We start from the raw sequence: 17,113 nt of genomic DNA on the forward strand, positions 1-17,113 counted from the left end.
GCGCGGACCTCCGTGGTAGCGTCCCCGGAGCCAGTCGAACTCCACGTAGGGGTCAGGGAATCCGGTGCGAATCCGGAACTGACGCGCAGCGGTGAGGGGGACGGGCGGGGCCACGGCCACTGGGAGAGCACCGTCTCCCGGGAAGGCGTCCCGTCCGAGCGAACCCGAGTCCGAAGACCTGCTGGCGACCGCCGTCCGGGACCGGGCGGCGGATTCCGTACAGGGGGCCCCGCGCATGGGCCCAGAGACGCCGAGGTACCCCGTGCCGCCGATATCCGGCTCCGCCCGTTCCGCCGCCCTGCTCACCGCCGCGCTGCTGTCGCTGACGGCCTGTGGGGGGTCTCCCTCCGCGAAGGCCGGCGCACCGGGCGGGGCGGACGGCTACCCGGTCACCCTCGAGAACTGCGGGCGCACCGTCACCGTGGACGCCGCCCCCCGGCGCGCGGTCTCCGTCGACCAGGGCACGACGGAGATCCTCCTCTCGCTGGGCCTCGCCGACCGGATCGCCGCCACCGCCACCTGGACCGACCCGGTCATGAAGGGACTGGAGAAGGCCAACGCGGGCGTGAAGCGGATCGCCGACAACCGGCCCTCCTCCGAGAAGGTCCTCGACCAGGAGCCCGACTTCGTCGCCGCCGACTTCGAGTCGACCCTCGCCAAGGGCGGTGTCGCCCCGCGCGAACAGTTCGAGAAGCTGGGCGTCCCCACCTACGTATCGCCCGCCGACTGCACGGCCAAGGACAACACCAGGGACGGCGACGGCGTCCGCACCGGCGCCCTCACCATGGACAGCGTCTACGCCGAAGTGCGCGACCTGGCCCGGGTGTTCGGTGTGCCCGAGCGCGGCGAGAAGCTGGTCGAGCGGCTGCGCGCCCGCATCCGGAAGGCCGCCGACGGCATCGACGGCTCCGGCATCTCCGTCCTGTACTGGTTCGCCAACTCCGAGTCCCCGTACCTGGCGGGCTGCTGCGGGGCGCCGGGCATCATCACCCGGCAGCTCGGCCTGAGGAACGTCTTCGACGACACGCACGAGGAGTGGCCCCAGGTCAACTGGGAGACCGTCGCCGACCGCGACCCGGACGTGCTGGTGATCGGGGACCTGACGCGCAAGTCGCAGACCGCCGAGAGCGCCGCCGGGAAGATCGCCTTCCTGGAGTCCAACCCGGTGACGAAGAAGATGGACGCCGTACGCCACAAGCGTTACGTCTGGCTCAGCGGCCAGGCCATGAACCCGACCATCCGTACGGTCGAGGGCGTGGAGCTGGTGGCCGCCGGGCTGCGCGCGTCCGGGCTCGCCGGGTGACGGCCGCCGACCGGCTCGCCGCCCCGCGCGAAGAGGCGCCGGAAACCGCCGTTCCCGCCCGCCCCCGCCCGCGCCGCCTGCGCGGCGGCCTCCTGTGGACCGGCGGCCTGCTGCTGCTCGTGCTGTCGGTCGCGGTCGCCGTCACCATCGGACCGGCCCGGATCTCCGTCGTGGACGTCTGGTCCGCCGTCGCCGCCCACCTCGGCATCGGCGACACCCGGCTCAGCCCCGTCCGCGACGGCATCATCTGGAACCTGCGCATGCCGCGCACCCTGCTCGCCGCCGTCTGCGGGGCGGGCCTCGCGGTGTGCGGGACCGTCATGCAGTCCCTGCTGCGCAATCCGCTGGCCGACCCGTTCGTCCTCGGCGTCTCCTCCGGCGCGTCCACCGGCGCGGTCCTGGTCGTCGTGCTCGGCGTCGGCGGGGGAGCGGTGTCGCTGCCGGCCGGGGCGTTCGCCGGGGCGCTGTGCTCCTTCGCGCTGGTGATGCTGCTCAGCCACACCCTGGGCGGCTCCACCGACCGGGTCGTGCTGTCCGGGGTCGCCGCGATGCAGCTGTTCTCGGCGCTGACCTCGTTCGTCGTCATGACCGCCGCCGACGCCGAGCAGACCCGGGGCGTGCTGTTCTGGCTGCTGGGCTCGCTCGGCGGGGTCGGCTGGACGGACGTGTGGATCTGCTCCGCCGTCCTCGCCGGCAGCCTGCTGGTCTGCCTGGGCCACGCCCGTACGCTCGACGCCTTCGCCTTCGGGCAGGACGCGGCCGCCGCGCTCGGGGTGAACGTCGCACGCGTCCGCACCGTCCTGCTGTGCACGACCGCGCTGCTGACCGCCGCGCTCGTCAGCTCGGCCGGGGCCATCGGCTTCGTGGGGCTGGTCCTGCCGCACGCGGCCCGGGCCCTCACCGGCTCGGGCCATCGCAGGCTGCTGCCGGTCACCGCGCTGGCCGGAGCCGTCTTCCTCGTCTGGGTCGACACACTGGCCCGGACCGTCCTCGATCCGCAGGAGGTCCCGGTGGGCGTCGTCACCGCCCTGATCGGCGTGCCCGCCTTCATCGCCGTCCTCTACCGCACCGGGCGGCCCGCGTGAGCGGGACGGCGGCGGAGGGCCTGCGGGCCGGAGGAGTCAGCCGCGAGGCCGGTGGCCGCCTCCTCCTGGACGGTGTGACGCTCGCCCCGGAGCCGGGCACCACCGTCGGCCTGATCGGCCCCAACGGCTCCGGCAAGTCCACGCTGCTGCGCATCCTCGCCGGGGTCCTCGCCCCGCACGCGGGCGTCGTCACCCTGGACGGCGAACCCCTCACGGCCGTCGGCCGCCGTGCCGTCGCCCGGCGCGTCGCGGTCGTCGACCAGCACGCCGTCACCCAGGAGGAGCTGAGCGTCCTGGACGTCGTACGCCTGGGCCGCATCCCGCACCGGCGGGCCTGGTCCGCGCCGACGGGCGAGGACGCGGCGGCGGTGGACGAGGCGCTGGAACGCACCGGGCTCTCCGGCCGGCGCGGCCAGTCCTGGCACACGCTGTCCGGCGGGGAGCGCCAGCGCGTCCAGATCGCCCGCGCGCTCGCCCAGCGACCGCGCGAACTCCTGCTGGACGAACCGACCAACCACCTCGACATCCAGCACCAGCTGGAACTGCTCTCCCTGGTCGCCTCGCTCCCGCTGACCGCCGTCGTAGCCCTGCACGACCTCAATCTGGCCGCCATGTTCTGCGACCGGATCGTGGTGCTCAGCGGCGGACGGGCGGTCGCGGGCGGGACCCCGGAGCAGGTGATCACCGAGGAGCTCATCGCGGACGTCTACCGGGTGCGGTCGATCGTCACACCGGACGGCCCCCGGGGGCGGCCCTCGGTGCGCTTCCTGCCCTGAGGGGCCGGGGCGCACGAGAGGGCGGACCCGCCGGGCGGGTCCGCCCTCTCCTGTCGTACGGTACGGCCGGCATGCCGGCGGACGTCAGCGGTGGCGTCCTCGGCCCATGTCGCCGCCGGTGTCCTTGCCGCCCATGTCCTTGCGGCCCTTGGCGGTGCCGTCCGAGTAGTCGATCTGCTCCTTGCGCAGTTCGGCGGAGACCTCCTCCTGACTCGTCACCCTCTCCGTTTCCATCCGGACGCGCTCGACCGGGACGGTCTCCTTGCGCGTCGTGGCGCGTTCCGCGTGCAGGGTGACCTCCACGTCCTGCTCCGCCAGATCACCCGTACGCGCGGCCGTCCTGTCGCCCGGCTGCAGCGGCTCACGGACCACCCGTACCTCCTCGTGCGAGAGGGGCACGCTGCGCGTGACGTTCTCGGTGACGACGTACTTGTGGAGGCGGGCCCTGCCGCTCTCGTACTCCTCGGTGCCGATGTGCAGCTGCTCCTCGGAGCGGATCATCTCCTCCTTGCCGCCCAGGTCGGCCCCGGACCGCTGGGCACCCGCGCCGGCTCCGGCCAGCGGACGGCCCGCCGCGGTACCCGAGTCGGTGTCCCGGTTCCTGCCGGTGCCGGCCCCCTGGGTCCGGTCCGTGCCGGCCGCGCCCATGGCCCCGGCACCCGCTCCGGCCCCGGCTCCGGCCGCCGCGCCGGCGCCGCCCGAGCCCATGGTGCCGGTGCCCGTGGTGGTCGGGGAGCCGGCCCCGGCACCGCCGCCCAGGTTGCCCCGGGTGTTCCTGGTCAGGCCGTAGTGCCGGTACAGCTCCTCCTCCTCGGACACCGACAGATGCGCGTCCGCGTCCACCCGGGGAGCGTCCTTGACCTGGTCCTTGCCGTGGGAGATGTGCAGGTCGGAGCCCACTCGACGGGCTCCGGCGAGAGGCACGAAACTCTCCTTCATGCCGAACAGGCCGGTCTTCACCGTGATCCAGTCCGGGCGGCCGGTGTTGTCGTCGACATACACGCGGCCCACGTTGCCGATCTTCTCGCCCTCGGTGTCGTACACCGTCAGGCCGTCGAGCTCTCCGGAATCCGTGAAACCGTCAGCGGCTCCCATATCCGAATCCTCCTCGCCCGGGCGCGTCCTGTGGGTGGGTCCAGCAGAGAAGGCGCGTCCGGATTCCATCGCGCCTCACCCGGATGGACGCTGCAACCGCCCGGCCACCGGGCGCGGCGCGCCGCATCCGCCTGGGACCCGCGCATGCCCAGCCTGACGCGGATGCGCGGCTCTCGCACCCGTTAGGCCATCCGGGTGAACGGGCCGGTCCCCGGACGCCCCGGCCCCGCCCCATATGATCAACGGGTCCGCGCCGACCGGCGTCCCGCCGCGCCACCCCGGGGGTGCCCCATCCGTTCCGTACGCATCCCGCTCCCCGCGCAACGGGGCGAACTGCTCGCCCGGCGCGAGGACGGCGCGGAGCTGCACCACCTCCTGTGGCGGCTGGGCCCCGGCTGGCGGGTCTGCAGCAGCGCCGTCCTGGGCGGCGGCATCGGCCCGCGCGAGTGGATCCTCAACGCCCAGGTGCCCGGCGGCTACCCCCGCACGGACCCGGACCGCCACCTCGCCGAGATCGCCGCCGAAGCGGACCTCGCCGGCCCCGGGGCCGGCCTCATGACCGCCGCCGATGTCACCGCGTACACCACCGCCGGCGATGAGGACGTGCACGCCACCGCCACCTGCGGTCTGGGCGTGCGCGGCTGGGCCGCCGCACCGGACGAGGGCACCGGCGGACCGCCGCGCCCCGGCACCGTCAACATCGTGGTGACGTTCCCGGTGCCCCTGTCCGACGCGGCCCTGGTCAACGCCGTCGCCACCGCCACGGAGGCCAAGGTGCAGGCGCTCCTGGACGCCGGGCTCGACTGCTCCGGCACCCCCACGGACGCCGTCTGCGTCGCCGCGCCCGAACCGGGGCCGCTGACCGGCGCCGCCGAACCGTTCGCCGGGCCGCGCTCCCGCTGGGGCGCGCGACTCGCCCGAGCCGTACACGCCGCCGTGCTGGAAGGCGCCCTGCGGCACCCCTGAGAAGCGAATCCGCCGCGCCCCCGGGCCCGGCCGACGAAGGGAACCCCATGACCTCAGCAGTCCCCGCCGCACCCCGGCAGCCGGTCGTCGCCGTACTCGGCACCGGGATCATGGGCGCGGCCATGGCCCGCAGCCTGCTCCGCGCCGGCCTGGAGGTCCGGGCCTGGAACCGCACGCAGGCCAAGGCCGCCCCGCTCGCCGCGGACGGCGCCACCGTCACCGGCACGGCGGCCGAGGCCGTGCGCGGCGCCCATGTCGTGCTCACCGCGCTCACCGACACGACCGCCGTCGCCGCCGCGCTCACCGCCGCCTCCGAGGGGCTGCACCGGGGCCAGGTGCTGCTCCAGACCTCCACGGTCGGCCCGGACGGCGCCGTCGAGCTGGCCCAGCGCGCCGCCGACCTCGGGCTGATCCACCTCGACGCCCCCGTCGTCGGCACCCGGCAGCCCGCCGAGCAGGGCGCGCTGACCGTCCTCGTCTCCGGCCCGGAGGCGGCCCGCGAGGCGGTCGCACCGGTGCTGGACGCGATCGGGCGGCGCACGGTGTGGGCCGGTGCGGAGCCGGGAGCGGCGTCCCGGCTGAAGCTCGTGGTCAACGCCTGGGTGGTCAACATGGTCGGCGGAGTCGCGGAGTGCCTGAACCTCGCCGAGGGGCTGGGCGTCGACCCGCGTACGTTCCTCGGACTCGTCGAGGGCGGACCGCTCGACTCGGGCTACCTCCAGGCCAAGTCCGCGGCCGTGCTGGACGGCGACCTCACGCCGAGCTTCGCCCTGTCCACCGCGCTCAAGGACACCCGCCTCATCCTCGACGCGGCGGCACAGGCCGGTGTCCGGCTGGACCTGGCCGCCGCCTCGGCCGCCCGCTTCGAGCGCGCGGAGGCCGCCGGACACGGCGACGAGGACATGATCGCCACCTACTACGCGGGCCGGGCCCCCGGGCGCGACGGCGGCTGACCGGACCGGGGCACCGGCCCCGTAACGACGGACGACCGCCCCACCGGTACGGGGGAGCCCGGTGGGACGGCCGCCTTCAGCGTGCCACAGGACGGCCCGTGGCAGGGGCCGGCCGGCTGCCGCCGGGCCGTGATTGAGTCGAAATCGACGGTACGGGAATACCCGCGCGCCACTCGTCCTTGCCGCAGCTGTGGCGCCCGCCGGCGGGCGCCGGCGCACGGAATCAGGGGAGAAGGAGCTCATGCCGAAGGCGTACGTGTTCACCCGCAACGGCGGACCGGAGGTGGAGGTCTTCGCCGATCTGGAACGGCCGAAACCCGGCCCCGGCGAACTGCTCGTCGCCGTCCGCGCGGCAGGTGTCAACCCGGTCGACTGGAAGCTGCGCGCCGGCTACGCGAGGCCCGGCAGCGAGCCGCTGCCGTTCCCGACCGTCTTCGGCAGCGAGGCCGCCGGCACCGTCGTGGAGACCGGCCCCGGAGTGGAGGGCTTCGCACCCGGCGACGAGGTGTTCGGCAACCCGCTGACCGGCGGGTACGCCGAGTACACGCTCATGCCCGTCGCGGTCACCGCCCGCAAACCGGCCGGCCTGTCCTTCGCCGACGCGGCGGTCCTGCCCGTCGCCGCCGCCACCGCCTACGACGGGCTGCGCCAGCTCGCCCTCGCCCCCGGCGCCACGCTCCTGGTCACCGGGGCCGGCGGCGGCGTGGGCAGCGCCGCCGTCCAGCTCGCGCGCCACGCGGGCCTCCGGGTCCTCGGCGTGGCGAGCGCGGCCAAGAAGGACTTCGTGGAGTCCCTGGGCGCCGAGCACGTGCCGTCCGGCGCCGGCCTCGCCGACCGGGTGCGGGCGGCCGCCCCCGAGGGCGTGGACGCGGTCTTCGACCTGGTCGGCGGCGACACCCTGCGCGAGGCGGCCGGCCTGGTCGGCCCGGCCGCGCTGATCAGCGCGGGCGGCAAGCCCCTGGTGGCCGAGCTCGGCGGAGAACCCGTCCGGCGGGCGCGTACCGCCGCCGTCCTCGACGAGGTGGCGCGGCTGGCCGTCGAAGGGGTCCTGCGCACCCATGTGACCCGGACGCTGCCCCTCGACCGGGCGGCCGAGGCGCTGCGCGCGGTGGAGGACGGCCACGCCCTGGGCAAGACCGTGATCGAGGTGACCGCGTGAGCGCGCACCCGGACCCGGGCCACCCCCTGGACGACCCGGTGGGCGCCGCGCTGCGCGGGCCGCACGCCCGTTTCGCCGAGCGCCGGGGCCGCGTGCTGCGCTACCCCTCCGAGGTCGCCCCCTGGGTCGCGCTCCCGCCGGACCCCGGGCCCGCCGACTGGGCCGACGTGGCGGCGCTCACCGGGCCGGGCGCGGGCGTCACGATCACCGCGTTCCGGGAGCCCCCGCCCGCCGACTGGGAGATCACCTTCCACGCCGACGGCGTCCAGCTGGTGGACGCGGGCGTGGCCGCGGAGCCCCTGCCCGAAGCGGTCCGGCTGGGCCCCGCCGACGTACCGGAGATGCTCGAACTGGTCGCCCGCACCCGGCCCGGCCCCTTCGAGCCCCGGACCGTCGAGCTCGGCACCTATCTGGGGGTGCGCCGGGACGGCGTGCTCGTCGCCATGGCCGGTGAGCGCATGCGGCCGCCGGGCTGGAGCGAGATCAGCGCCGTCTGCACCGACGAGTCGGTACGCGGTCAGGGGCTCGGCGGCGGACTCGTGCGCGCCGTCGCCCACGAGATCCGCCGGCGCGGCGAGATCCCGTTCCTGCACGCGGCCGCCGCCAACACCGGGGCCGTCCGGCTCTACGAGGCGCTGGGCTTCGAGCTCCGCCGGCGGGTCGAGTTCCTGGCCGCTCTCGTGCCGGCCGGGCCGGCGGTCCCCGCGCCCGGTCCGCCCGCCGGCGTACCGGCCGCGCGCTGAGCCGCGGCGGGTGCCTCCGGACCGGGAGGCGCCCGCCCCGGACGCCTTCCGGGACCTTCGGCCGGGCCCGTCAGGCCGTAAGCCTCGTGTGCTCCCTCCCGCCGCCGGGTCGAATGGAAGAGAGCGCCGGCGCGCCGGGCGCCGGCCGATCCCGGAAGGAGAGGGCCGTGACCTTCGGACTCCTGAGCCGGCCGGCGCCCCGCGTGGCGCTCCCCGGCACCGACGCGGGGGAGGCGGCGGCACGCGCTCCACGCATCGGGAACGGGGTGCTGTCCGGTGGCCTGGCCCTGCTGACCGCCGTGATCGTCAGCCTCGACGTCCTCGCCGGCAACGACCTGCGCCTGGTGCCGCTCCTCGTGGTCGCGCCGGCCCTCGTCTCGGTCTTCGGGACGGTCGGCCAGACCGCGGTCGCCGGCGCCTGGGTCACCGGGGCGGCCGTCGTCACGCGTGCGGCCACCGGCGGAACCACGTGGGACGTGGTCAGCAGCATCGTCTTCACCCTCTTCGCCTGCCTGCTCAGCGTCGCCGCCTGCGCCCTGCGCATCCGGCACGCCACCGAGATCGCCAGGCTGCGCTCCGCCGCCGTCGCCCTCCAACGCCAGATCCTGCGCCCCCTGCCGATCCCCACCGACCAGATCACCGCCCACGGCACCTACACGCCGATCGAGGAGGACCGCCTGGTCGGCGGCGACATCTACGAGGTCGTCCAGTCGCCGTACGGCACCCGCGTGATCATCGGCGACGTGCAGGGCAAGGGGCTCCCCGCCATCGGCGTGGGCTTCGCCGTCCTCGGCGCGTTCCGGGAGGCGGCCATCCGCGAACCCTCCCTCACCGCTGTCGTGGACCGGCTGGAGGACGCGGTCGTCCGGCAGAACGCCTTCGCCGCCCAGACCGGTGACACGGAACGCTTTGTGACCGCGCTCGTCCTCGGCTTCGACGAGGACGGCCGGGCCCGCGCCGTGAACTGCGGCCATCTGCTGCCCCGGCTGCTGCACGACGGGGTCGCCGTCCCCGTGCCGCTGCGCCGCACCTCCCTGCCGCTGGGCCTGGCGGAACTCAGCGGGGAGGGCCGCACCGCGGAACGGCTCGACTTCCCGCCCGGCGCGACGCTCCTGTTGTTCACCGACGGGGTCACCGAGGCCCGCGACGCCGACGGGCACTTCTACCCGCTCGACGCCCGGCTGAGCCGCTGGGCGCGCCGGAGCCCCCAGGGAGTGCTCGACGCGCTCGAACACGACCTGGAGGCGTTCTCCGACGGCGTGCGGCGCGACGACGTCGCCGTGCTCGCCCTGCGCCGCTCCTCGTCCGCCGAGCCTGCCCCGCCCGTACCGGCGGGGCGCGAGGCGGCACTGGCCGCCGAGGTGCTCAGCGGGCGCTGACGTACACGTGTACGACTGTCCCGGTGCGACTTCTGTCGCGCCGGGACATTTTGGGGTGTACGGTGGGACACATGCAAGCGGAATCGAAGATTCCGGACAGGCGGGGCCGCAAGGCCCGCCGGACCCGGGACGCGCTGGCCGGAGCCGCGTTCGAGCTCGTGCTCGACCGGGGGCTCAAGGAGGTCACGGTCGAGGAGATCGCGGCACGCGCCGACCTGGACCGCCGGACCTTCAGCCGGTACTTCGCCGGCAAGGAGGACGCCGTCCTGGACTCGGTCCGGGGCGACGGCGACCGGATCAACGACGCCCTGCGCGCCCGCCCGGCCGGTGAGCCCCCGCTCACCGCCTACCGCCGCGCCGTCCGGGACTGGCTCGCGGACCCCGAGGTCCCGGCCTGGCACCGCCGCCCGCGCATCTACGAACTGCTGGTCCTCGCCGAGCGCGAACCGACCCTCTACGCGGCGTTCCACCACATCCGGGTGGACGCCCAGGCGGACTCGGTCGCCATCGTCGCGGACCGGCTCGGCACCGACCCCCTCAGCGACCTGCGGCCCGCCGTCACGGTCGCGGCCGGAGCCGGAGCCCTCCTGGCCGCCCAGGCCGCCTGGGTGCGCCAGGGCCGCCCCGACGAGCTGCCCCTGCTCGTCGAACAGGCCTTCGACGCCCTGGCCGGCGAACTCCTCACCGGCTCCGCGCCGCACAGCACCACCAGCACCACGGAAGGAAACGGCACCCCATGAGCACCACCACCCCCACCGAGCAGGAATTCGCCGGCCGCACCGCCCTCATCACCGGCGGCGCCTCCGGCATCGGCCTGGCCCTCGCCCACCGGCTGGCCGGCGCGGGCGCCTCGGTCGTCGTCGCCGACTACAACGAGGCGAGCGCCCGCGAGGCCGCCGCCGCCCTGGAGAGCGCCGGCGGCCGGGCCGCCGCCGTGGCCATGGACGTCACCGACCCGGCGTCCGTCGAGGCGGGCGTACGGTTCGCCGTCGACACCTTCGGCGCGCTGCACCTCGCCGTGAACAACGCGGGCATCGGGGGCCCCAGCGCCCCGACCGGCGAGTACGCCGTCGAGGACTGGGACCGGGTCGTCGCGACCAACCTCAGCGGCGTCTTCTACTCGATGCGCCACGAGCTGCCCGCCATCGTCGCCGCGGGCGGCGGCGCGATCGTCAACATGTCCTCGATCCTGGGCACCAACGGCTTCGCCGGCTCGCCGGCCTACGTCGCCGCGAAGCACGGCGTCGTCGGTCTCACCAAGACCGCCGCGCTGGAGTACGCCGCCCAGAACGTGCGGATCAACGCGGTGGGCCCCGGCTTCATCGACACCCCGCTGCTGCGGGACACGGAGGGCCCGGCCCGCGACCACCTGATCTCGCTGCACCCGGCGGGCCGCCTGGGCACCTCCGAGGAGGTCGCGGAGCTCGCCGCGTTCCTGCTCTCCGACCGCGCCTCGTTCATCCACGGCAGCTACCACCTGGTGGACGGCGGCTACTCGGCCTCCTGAGCGGGGCCGCAGGGGGAGGGGGGACGGGGGAACGGGGGGTCAGCAGAAGACGCAACAGTCATTGAGGTCAAGGAGGACCCCATGAAGGCAGTTCAGTACCGGGAGATCGGCGCCGCACCCGAGGTCGTCACCGTGCCCGATCCCGAGCCGGGCCCCGGGCAGGTGCTGCTGAAGGTCACGGCGGCGGGCGTCTGCCACTCCGACATCGCCGTGATGAGCTGGACCGCGGACGAGTTCCCGTACCCGCTGCCGCTCACCCTCGGCCACGAGGGCGTCGGCACGATCGCCGCGCTCGGTGACGGCGTCACCGGCCTGGAGACGGGCCAGTCCGTCGCCGTCTACGGCCCCTGGGGCTGCGGCACCTGCGTGAAGTGCGCCGAGGGCAAGGAGAACTACTGCCTGCGCGCCGCCGCGCTCGGCATCAACCCGCCCGGCCTGGGCTCGCCCGGCGCCATGGCCGAGTACATGATCGTGGACGACCCGCGCCACCTCGTGCCCATCGGCGACCTCGACCCGGTCCGGACCGTGCCGCTCACCGACGCCGGCCTCACCCCGTACCACGCCATCAAGCGCTCCCTGCCGAAGCTGGTCCCCGGGGCCACCGCCGTCGTCATCGGCACCGGCGGCCTCGGCCACGTCGCGATCCAGCTGCTGCGCGCCCTCACGTCCGCCCGGGTCATCGCCCTGGACGTCACCGAGGACAAGCTGGCCCTCGCCCGCACGGTCGGCGCGCACGAGACCGTCCTGTCCGACGAGCACGCGGCCGCCCGCATCCGTGAACTGACGGGCGGCACCGGCGCCCAGGTCGTCCTGGACTTCGTCGGTGCCCCGCCGACCGTCGCCACCGCCGGCGCGGCGGCCGCCATCGACTCCGACGTGACCATCGTCGGCATCGGCGGCGGAACGCTGCCCGTCGGCTTCGGCGTCCTGCCGTTCAACACGACGGTCACCGCCCCGTACTGGGGATCGCGTTCCGAACTGGCCGAGGTGCTCGACCTGGCCCACGCGGGCGCGGTGGACGTCCACGTCGAGACGTACCCGCTGGACGAGGCGCCGCTCGCCTACGAGCGCCTGCACGCCGGCAAGATCAACGGCCGGGCGGTCATCCTTCCGCAGAGCTGACCCGGTCCCACGGGCGCGGCCGTTGCACCGGCCGCGCCCGTACGGCGAGACTGGCCGCATGGGATTCCTCGTCCTGATGACACTGCCCGGCCTGGTCATCGGCCTGACCGCCGCGGCCTTCCTCGACCAGCTGCTGCTGCGGGCCGGGCGCGCGGGCCTGCTGCCCTGGCGCAACAGCGCCCGCCAGGGCCAGATCTCGGCCACCGGCTTCGAGCAGCTGCACGCCGCGTTCTCGCCCGGCAAGCAGAGCGAGCTCAAGGAACGGCAGAGCGCCCTGCTGCTCCGCGACGACGAGGAGGACGGCGCCCCGCCGCACCGCTCCACCGTTGACCTGGACCGCGGCCTCGCCGTCATCCGCCTCCACCCGCACTGACCGACCCACCGCCCGCCAGACGCTTCCGCAGCCGGTCCACGAAGACCCGCTGCCCCTTCACAAGCCGCTTTGCCGCCTCCTCGGGCGTACACCAGGCGAACCGGTCCATCTCCGGGAACTCCCGCAGCGTCCCCGACTTCCGGGGCCACTCCATCGAGAAGGTGCCGGGCACCGCCGTCGCCGGATCGGCATCGCCCTCCAGCGCCCACACGGTGACCGTCTTCCCGCTGGGCTGACGGGCCTCGCCGAGATCCAGCCACGCACCGTCCGGCGCCGGATGCCCGAACTCCTCCTCGAACTCGCGCCGCGCCGCCGCCCTCGGCTCCTCGTCCAAGGCGTACTCGCCCTTGGGCACCGACCACGCGGCTTCCTCGCGCCCCGTCCAGAACGGGCCGCCCATGTGGCCGATGAGCACTTCCAGGCCGCGCCCGGCTCCGGTGCGGAACAGCAGGAGACCGGCGCTGCGCCGGCGGGTGGTCTTCTTGCCCGTCATGCCGTCAAGTGTGCGCTGCGCCCGGTCACTACGCCTTGCGGTGGTCGTACGCCTCCCGGGCCGCCGCCGCCACCGCGTCCAGGTCGCCGCCCGCCGACGCCGTGACCAGGGCGGCCACCGCACCCTCCACGAATGGGGCGTCCACCAGCCGCGTCCCGGCCGGGAGTCCGCCGCCCCCGGCCAGCATCGCCTTGACCGTGACCACCGCGCTGCCCAGGTCCACCAGGACGGCGACCCCGGCACCGCCGTCCACCGACCGGGCGGCCTGAGCGATCAGCTCCGGGCTCGTGCCGAGCCCGCCCGCCCCGGTGCCGCCGGCCGCGGCCACCGGAGCCGTCGTCCCGCCCGCCGCCAGCCCCCGGGCCAGCTCCGCCACCGACGCGGCCACCGCCCCGCTGTGCGCGACCAGCACGATGCCCACCTGCGCCTTTGTGCTCACACCGGGCCCCCGTCCGTCTCCGCCGGCGCGGCGGTCAGCGGCGCGTCGAGCATCGTCCTGTCCCCCCACCGTAGGCCGTGATCGCGCCGCCGCGAAGTCGGCGGCGCTACGCTGTCGGCGTCCGCCGCGGCCGAGTTCCCCTTCGCATGAACAGGTGATCGGATTTGCTGTACATCGCACTGCTCCGAGGTCTGAACGTGCCGGGCCGCTCCGTGCGGATGGAGCGCCTGCGCGGACTCTTCACGGAGCTCGGTCTCGCCTCCGTGCGCAGCTACATCCAGAGCGGCAACGTCTTCTTCGAGTCCGACGAGACCGACCGGGGGGCGCTCGCCGCCCGTATCGGCGACCACCTCGAGCGGGCGCTCGGCTACGAGGTCACCGTCTGCCTGCGTACGGTCCCGGAGCTGGAGGCGCTGATCGCGCTGGACCCGTTCAAGGACGTCCCGGCCGGCGACGACATCCGCCGCTGCGTCGTGTTCACGACCGGGCGCATCGCACCGGACCTGGCCCTGCCGATGCTCTCCCCGAAGAAGGACATGGAGATCATCGGCCACACCGACCACGACGCCTTCGTCGTCTGGCATCTGGTCAACGGCAAGGCCCCGGCCGCGAAGGGCTTCCAGGAAGGCGTCCTGGGCCGCGACGCGACCACCCGCTTCTTCCACACGGTCGTGAAGATCCTGGCCGCCGCCCGCAAGGGCACGGGCTGACCGGTCAGGCGCGGTCGATGTGCACGCTGGTCGACTTCACCCGGGCGGTGGCCTGCACACCGACCTCCAGGCCCAGTTCCTCCACGGCCTCCCGAGTCAGCAGGGACACCAGCCGGTGCGGGCCGGCCTGGATCTCGACCTGCGCGGCCACATCGCCCAGCTTCACCGCGGTGACGATCCCCGCGAACGCGTTGCGCGCCGAGGTGTAGGAGACCTCGTCGTCACCCGCGCCGTTCTGCGCCACCTCGACCGAGAACGCCGCCAGGTCACGCCCGTCGATGAGGCGCCGGCCGCCCTCGTCGCGGTGGGTCGCGACGCGCCCCGCGTCGGCCCAGCGGCGGGCGGTGTCGGGGCTGACGCCCAGGAGCCGGGCCGCCTGCCCGATCGTGTACGACTGCATGGGCCGTACCCTAACCGGCGCCCCGCCCCGCACGGCCGGGTGGACCAGCCGGGATGAGGAATCACCGCGCGCGTCCTAGGGTGCCAACCATGGCAGACAGCGCGGGGGACCGGGGCTCCGACGGGCACGACGCGCCCGATCCGCGACGGTGGCGGGCGCTCGCCGTCTGCCTGGTCGCCGGATTCATGACCCTCCTGGACGTCTCCATCGTCAACGTCGCGCTGCCCTCCATCAAGGAGGGGCTGCACACCCCGGAGTCCGACCTGCAATGGGTCCTGTCCGGTTACGCCCTGGCCTTCGGCCTGTTCCTGATCCCGGCCGGACGGCTCGGCGACGCACGCGGCCGGCGGGCCGTCTTCATGGCGGGGCTCACGCTCTTCACGCTGTCCTCCGCGGCCTGCGGCGCCGCCCAGTCCAGCCTCTGGCTGGTGATCGCCCGCCTGGTCCAGGGGCTGGCGGGCGGCATGGTCTCGCCGCAGATCTCCGCCCTCATCCAGCAGATGTTCCGGGGCCGGGAGCGCGGTCGCGCCTTCGGCATGTTCGGCACGGTGGTCGGCATCTCCACCGCCGTCGGCCCGCTGCTCGGCGGCCTGCTGATCCAGGCGGCCGGAGCGGACGAGGGCTGGCGCTGGGTGTTCTACGTGAACCTGCCCCTGGGGCTCGTCTGCCTCCTGCTGGCCCGCCGTCTGCTGCCCGACACCCCGTCCGCCGGCCGGGTCCGGCCGCGGGACCTCGACCCGCTCGGCGTGCTGCTGCTCGGCTCCGGGGTCCTGGCCCTGCTGCTGCCCTTCGTCCAGTCCCGCCAGTGGCCCGGCGACGAGAAGTGGCTGCTGCTCGTCCTGGCCGTGGCGCTGCTCGCCGCATTCGTCGGCTGGGAGTCCCGGTGCGGCCGGCGCGGCACCCAGCCGGTGGTGGACCTCCGGCTCTTCAGGGTGCGCTCGTACTGGCTGGGCTGTCTGCTCATCCTGCTGTACTTCGCCGGCTTCACCTCCATCTTCTTCATCACCACGCTCTACCTCCAGAGCGGCCTGCACTACACCGCCCTCCAGGCCGGTCTGGCGATCACCCCGTTCGCCCTGGGCTCCGCCATCGCCGCCGGTCCCGGCGGCAGGCTCGTCGGACGTTTCGGCCGCCCCCTCGTCGTCGTCGGACTGGCCTCCGTGGCCGTGGGCCTCGGGGCCACCGCGCTCGCCGTCCACCTCGTGCCCGGGCGGGGCGCCGGCTGGGCGATGGCCGCCCCGCTGCTCTTCGCCGGGCTGGGAAGCGGCCTGGTCATCGCGCCCAACCAGACCCTGACCCTCTCCGAGGTGCCGGTGGCCACCGCGGGCAGCGCCGGCGGCACCCTGCAGACCGGGCAGCGCGTCGGCTCCGCCATCGGGATCGCCGCCGTAGGTGCGGTGTTCTTCGCCCAGGTCGGCGGTGACGGCTGGTCCGACGCGTACGACCACGGGCTCATCGTCTCCGTGGCCTTCGTCGCCGGCGCCCTGCTCGTCGCGGTCGCCGACGTGGGCGGCGGCCGACGGGGCAGACGCCGTACACAGCACTCACCACCTCCCGCAGCCGCCTGATGAGGAGAACGCGATGAACGACTCCGCCGGCACCGACGGCAACAGCTCCTACGGACACAAGCCCTTCAAGCGCTCCCGCAGTCACTTCGCGGACCGCATCACCGCCGACGGCCGCGACGGCTGGCCCGTCGAAGCCGGCCGCTACCGGCTCGTCGCCAGCAGGGCCTGTCCCTGGGCCAGCCGCGCGCTGGTCTCCCGCAGGCTGCTCGGCCTGGAGGACGCCCTCTCGCTCGCCGTCGCCGACCCGCTGCAGGACGACCGCAGCTGGCGCTTCACGCTCGACCCGGGGGGCCGGGACCCGGTGCTCGGCATCCGCTACCTCAGCGAGGCGTACGACGCCCGCGAGCGCGACTACCCGGGCGGCGTCAGCGTCCCGGCGATCGTCGACGTACCCAGCGGCAAGCTGGTCACCAACGACTACCAGCAGATCACCCTGGACCTCGCCACCGAGTGGACCGCCCTGCACCGGCCCGGCGCGCCCGACCTCTACCCCGAGCCGCTGCGCGCCGAGATCGACGCGGTCATGGAGGGCATCTACCGGGACGTCAACAACGGGGTCTACCGGGCCGGGTTCGCGGACGGCCAGGACACCTACGAGGAGGCGTACGAGGCGCTGTTCCGCCGCCTGGAGGAGATGTCCGCGCGGCTCGCGGACCGGCGCTACCTCGTCGGCGACACGATCACCGAGGCCGACATCCGGTTCTTCACCACCCTGGTCCGCTTCGACGCCGTCTACCACGGCCACTTCAAGTGCAACCGCCGGAAACTCTCCGAGGACCCGGTGCTGTGGGCGTACGCCAGGGACCTCTACCAGACCCCCGGGTTCGGGGACACGGTCGACTTCCACCACATCAAGCAGCACTACTACCGGGTGCACACCGGCATCAACCCCACCGGCATCGTGCCCGCGGGCCCCGACCTCTCCGGCTGGCTGACCCCGCACCACCGCGAACAGCTCGGCGGACGCCCCTTCGGCGACGGCACCCCGCCCGGACCGGTGCCCAGGGGCGAGGGCGTGCCGCCCGGCGGCCGTCCGTAGGAC

At 74.6% G+C, this 17,113-nt stretch carries 19 protein-coding genes and 1 riboswitch; of the genes, 15 read left to right on the top strand and 4 right to left on the bottom strand.

All coding sequences use genetic code 11. The features are described from left to right. Positions 1–14 precede the first annotated feature (14 nt). A riboswitch (cobalamin riboswitch) is annotated at positions 15–201 on the top strand. 61 nt (positions 202–262) lie between these two features. The 3 genes from FKN01_RS13985 to FKN01_RS13995 are packed head-to-tail and all read left to right on the top strand — an operon-like array spanning position 263 to position 3,164. After that, the gene (locus FKN01_RS13985) at positions 263–1,303 is read left to right on the top strand and encodes an ABC transporter substrate-binding protein (RefSeq protein WP_143620180.1); all 1,041 of its coding nucleotides are present in this window, start codon (positions 263–265) and stop codon (positions 1,301–1,303) included. Beyond that, positions 1,300–2,388, top strand: a complete 1,089-nt coding sequence (locus FKN01_RS13990; RefSeq protein WP_143620182.1) for an iron ABC transporter permease — start codon at positions 1,300–1,302, stop codon at positions 2,386–2,388. The genes FKN01_RS13985 and FKN01_RS13990 overlap by 4 nt, the downstream gene beginning before the upstream one ends. Beyond that, complete coding sequence (locus FKN01_RS13995; RefSeq protein ID WP_143620184.1) at positions 2,385–3,164, top strand: ABC transporter ATP-binding protein; 780 nt, start codon at positions 2,385–2,387, stop codon at positions 3,162–3,164. The genes FKN01_RS13990 and FKN01_RS13995 overlap by 4 nt, the downstream gene beginning before the upstream one ends. Positions 3,165–3,248: 84 nt before the next feature. Here the strand turns inward: FKN01_RS13995 and FKN01_RS14000 are convergent, their stop codons facing one another. Beyond that, on the bottom strand, positions 3,249–4,259 hold the full coding sequence (locus FKN01_RS14000; protein ID WP_143620186.1) for a PRC and DUF2382 domain-containing protein: 1,011 nt from the start codon (positions 4,257–4,259) through the stop codon (positions 3,249–3,251). A gap of 375 nt (positions 4,260–4,634) precedes the next feature. Here FKN01_RS14000 and FKN01_RS14005 point away from each other — a divergent pair, with 375 nt between their 5' ends. The 9 genes from FKN01_RS14005 (at position 4,635) to FKN01_RS14045 (ending at position 12,461) form a co-directional block, all read left to right on the top strand. Then, positions 4,635–5,225, top strand: a complete 591-nt coding sequence (locus FKN01_RS14005) for an adenosylcobinamide amidohydrolase (RefSeq protein ID WP_143620346.1) — start codon at positions 4,635–4,637, stop codon at positions 5,223–5,225. A gap of 47 nt (positions 5,226–5,272) precedes the next feature. Beyond that, positions 5,273–6,178 carry an NAD(P)-dependent oxidoreductase gene (locus FKN01_RS14010; protein ID WP_143620188.1) on the top strand — a complete coding sequence of 302 codons (906 nt, stop codon included), beginning with the start codon at positions 5,273–5,275 and terminating at the stop codon, positions 6,176–6,178. Positions 6,179–6,419: 241 nt separating this feature from the next. Next, positions 6,420–7,337 (top strand): NADP-dependent oxidoreductase, encoded by a 918-nt coding sequence (locus FKN01_RS14015; protein ID WP_143620190.1) that lies wholly within the window; start codon positions 6,420–6,422, stop codon positions 7,335–7,337. After that, positions 7,334–8,080 (top strand): GNAT family N-acetyltransferase, encoded by a 747-nt coding sequence (locus FKN01_RS14020; protein WP_143620191.1) that lies wholly within the window; start codon positions 7,334–7,336, stop codon positions 8,078–8,080. The genes FKN01_RS14015 and FKN01_RS14020 overlap by 4 nt, the downstream gene beginning before the upstream one ends. A gap of 167 nt (positions 8,081–8,247) precedes the next feature. Then, positions 8,248–9,459, top strand: coding sequence for a PP2C family protein-serine/threonine phosphatase (locus tag FKN01_RS14025; RefSeq protein ID WP_143620193.1), 1,212 nt, complete (start codon positions 8,248–8,250; stop codon positions 9,457–9,459). Between the two features lie 71 nt (positions 9,460–9,530). After that, the gene (locus tag FKN01_RS14030; protein WP_143620194.1) at positions 9,531–10,199 is read left to right on the top strand and encodes a TetR family transcriptional regulator; all 669 of its coding nucleotides are present in this window, start codon (positions 9,531–9,533) and stop codon (positions 10,197–10,199) included. Next, positions 10,196–10,966: an SDR family NAD(P)-dependent oxidoreductase gene (locus tag FKN01_RS14035; RefSeq protein WP_143620195.1), complete on the top strand. Its 771-nt coding sequence runs from the start codon at positions 10,196–10,198 to the stop codon at positions 10,964–10,966. Before FKN01_RS14030 ends, FKN01_RS14035 begins: the two co-directional genes overlap by 4 nt. Before the next feature lie 81 nt (positions 10,967–11,047). Further along, on the top strand, positions 11,048–12,088 hold the full coding sequence (locus tag FKN01_RS14040) for an NAD(P)-dependent alcohol dehydrogenase (protein ID WP_143620197.1): 1,041 nt from the start codon (positions 11,048–11,050) through the stop codon (positions 12,086–12,088). Between the two features lie 58 nt (positions 12,089–12,146). Next, entirely contained in the window at positions 12,147–12,461 is a 315-nt protein-coding gene (locus tag FKN01_RS14045) for a DUF6191 domain-containing protein (protein ID WP_143620199.1), read from the top strand. Here FKN01_RS14045 and FKN01_RS14050 read toward each other — a convergent pair. Both FKN01_RS14050 and FKN01_RS14055 read right to left on the bottom strand, forming a co-directional pair. Next, complete coding sequence (locus tag FKN01_RS14050; protein ID WP_143620201.1) at positions 12,439–12,954, bottom strand: NUDIX domain-containing protein; 516 nt, start codon at positions 12,952–12,954, stop codon at positions 12,439–12,441. The two genes, FKN01_RS14045 and FKN01_RS14050, sit on opposite strands and share 23 nt — an antisense overlap. Positions 12,955–12,982: 28 nt before the next feature. Further along, entirely contained in the window at positions 12,983–13,393 is a 411-nt protein-coding gene (locus FKN01_RS14055; protein WP_143620203.1) for a PTS-dependent dihydroxyacetone kinase phosphotransferase subunit DhaM, read from the bottom strand. A 164-nt stretch (positions 13,394–13,557) separates the two neighbouring features. On the opposite strand from FKN01_RS14055, the gene FKN01_RS14060 reads away from it, so the two are divergent. Next, complete coding sequence (locus FKN01_RS14060) at positions 13,558–14,103, top strand: DUF1697 domain-containing protein (RefSeq protein ID WP_143620205.1); 546 nt, start codon at positions 13,558–13,560, stop codon at positions 14,101–14,103. Between the two features lie 4 nt (positions 14,104–14,107). Here FKN01_RS14060 and FKN01_RS14065 read toward each other — a convergent pair whose 3' ends face one another. Further along, positions 14,108–14,503: a molybdopterin-binding protein gene (locus tag FKN01_RS14065; protein ID WP_143620207.1), complete on the bottom strand. Its 396-nt coding sequence runs from the start codon at positions 14,501–14,503 to the stop codon at positions 14,108–14,110. Between the two features lie 89 nt (positions 14,504–14,592). Between FKN01_RS14065 and FKN01_RS14070 the strand changes: the two genes are divergently transcribed. Then, positions 14,593–16,071 carry an MFS transporter gene (locus FKN01_RS14070; RefSeq protein ID WP_143620209.1) on the top strand — a complete coding sequence of 493 codons (1,479 nt, stop codon included), beginning with the start codon at positions 14,593–14,595 and terminating at the stop codon, positions 16,069–16,071. A gap of 13 nt (positions 16,072–16,084) precedes the next feature. Next, on the top strand, positions 16,085–17,110 hold the full coding sequence (locus tag FKN01_RS14075; RefSeq protein ID WP_143620211.1) for a glutathione S-transferase family protein: 1,026 nt from the start codon (positions 16,085–16,087) through the stop codon (positions 17,108–17,110). Positions 17,111–17,113 lie beyond the last annotated feature (3 nt).

It is taken from the genome of Streptomyces sp. 130, from assembly GCF_007096885.1.
Lineage (GTDB): Bacteria > Actinomycetota > Actinomycetes > Streptomycetales > Streptomycetaceae > Streptomyces.

Coding starts and splice junctions, on each gene's coding strand:
- FKN01_RS14000 (WP_143620186.1), bottom strand. CDS start 4,259: ATGGGAGCCGCTGACGGTTTCACGGATTCCGGAGAGCTCGACGGCCTG.
- FKN01_RS14010 (WP_143620188.1), top strand. CDS start 5,273: ATGACCTCAGCAGTCCCCGCCGCACCCCGGCAGCCGGTCGTCGCCGTA.
- FKN01_RS14015 (WP_143620190.1), top strand. CDS start 6,420: ATGCCGAAGGCGTACGTGTTCACCCGCAACGGCGGACCGGAGGTGGAG.
- FKN01_RS14030 (WP_143620194.1), top strand. CDS start 9,531: ATGCAAGCGGAATCGAAGATTCCGGACAGGCGGGGCCGCAAGGCCCGC.
- FKN01_RS14035 (WP_143620195.1), top strand. CDS start 10,196: ATGAGCACCACCACCCCCACCGAGCAGGAATTCGCCGGCCGCACCGCC.
- FKN01_RS14040 (WP_143620197.1), top strand. CDS start 11,048: ATGAAGGCAGTTCAGTACCGGGAGATCGGCGCCGCACCCGAGGTCGTC.
- FKN01_RS14045 (WP_143620199.1), top strand. CDS start 12,147: ATGGGATTCCTCGTCCTGATGACACTGCCCGGCCTGGTCATCGGCCTG.
- FKN01_RS14050 (WP_143620201.1), bottom strand. CDS start 12,954: ATGACGGGCAAGAAGACCACCCGCCGGCGCAGCGCCGGTCTCCTGCTG.
- FKN01_RS14065 (WP_143620207.1), bottom strand. CDS start 14,503: ATGCAGTCGTACACGATCGGGCAGGCGGCCCGGCTCCTGGGCGTCAGC.
- FKN01_RS14070 (WP_143620209.1), top strand. CDS start 14,593: ATGGCAGACAGCGCGGGGGACCGGGGCTCCGACGGGCACGACGCGCCC.
- FKN01_RS14075 (WP_143620211.1), top strand. CDS start 16,085: ATGAACGACTCCGCCGGCACCGACGGCAACAGCTCCTACGGACACAAG.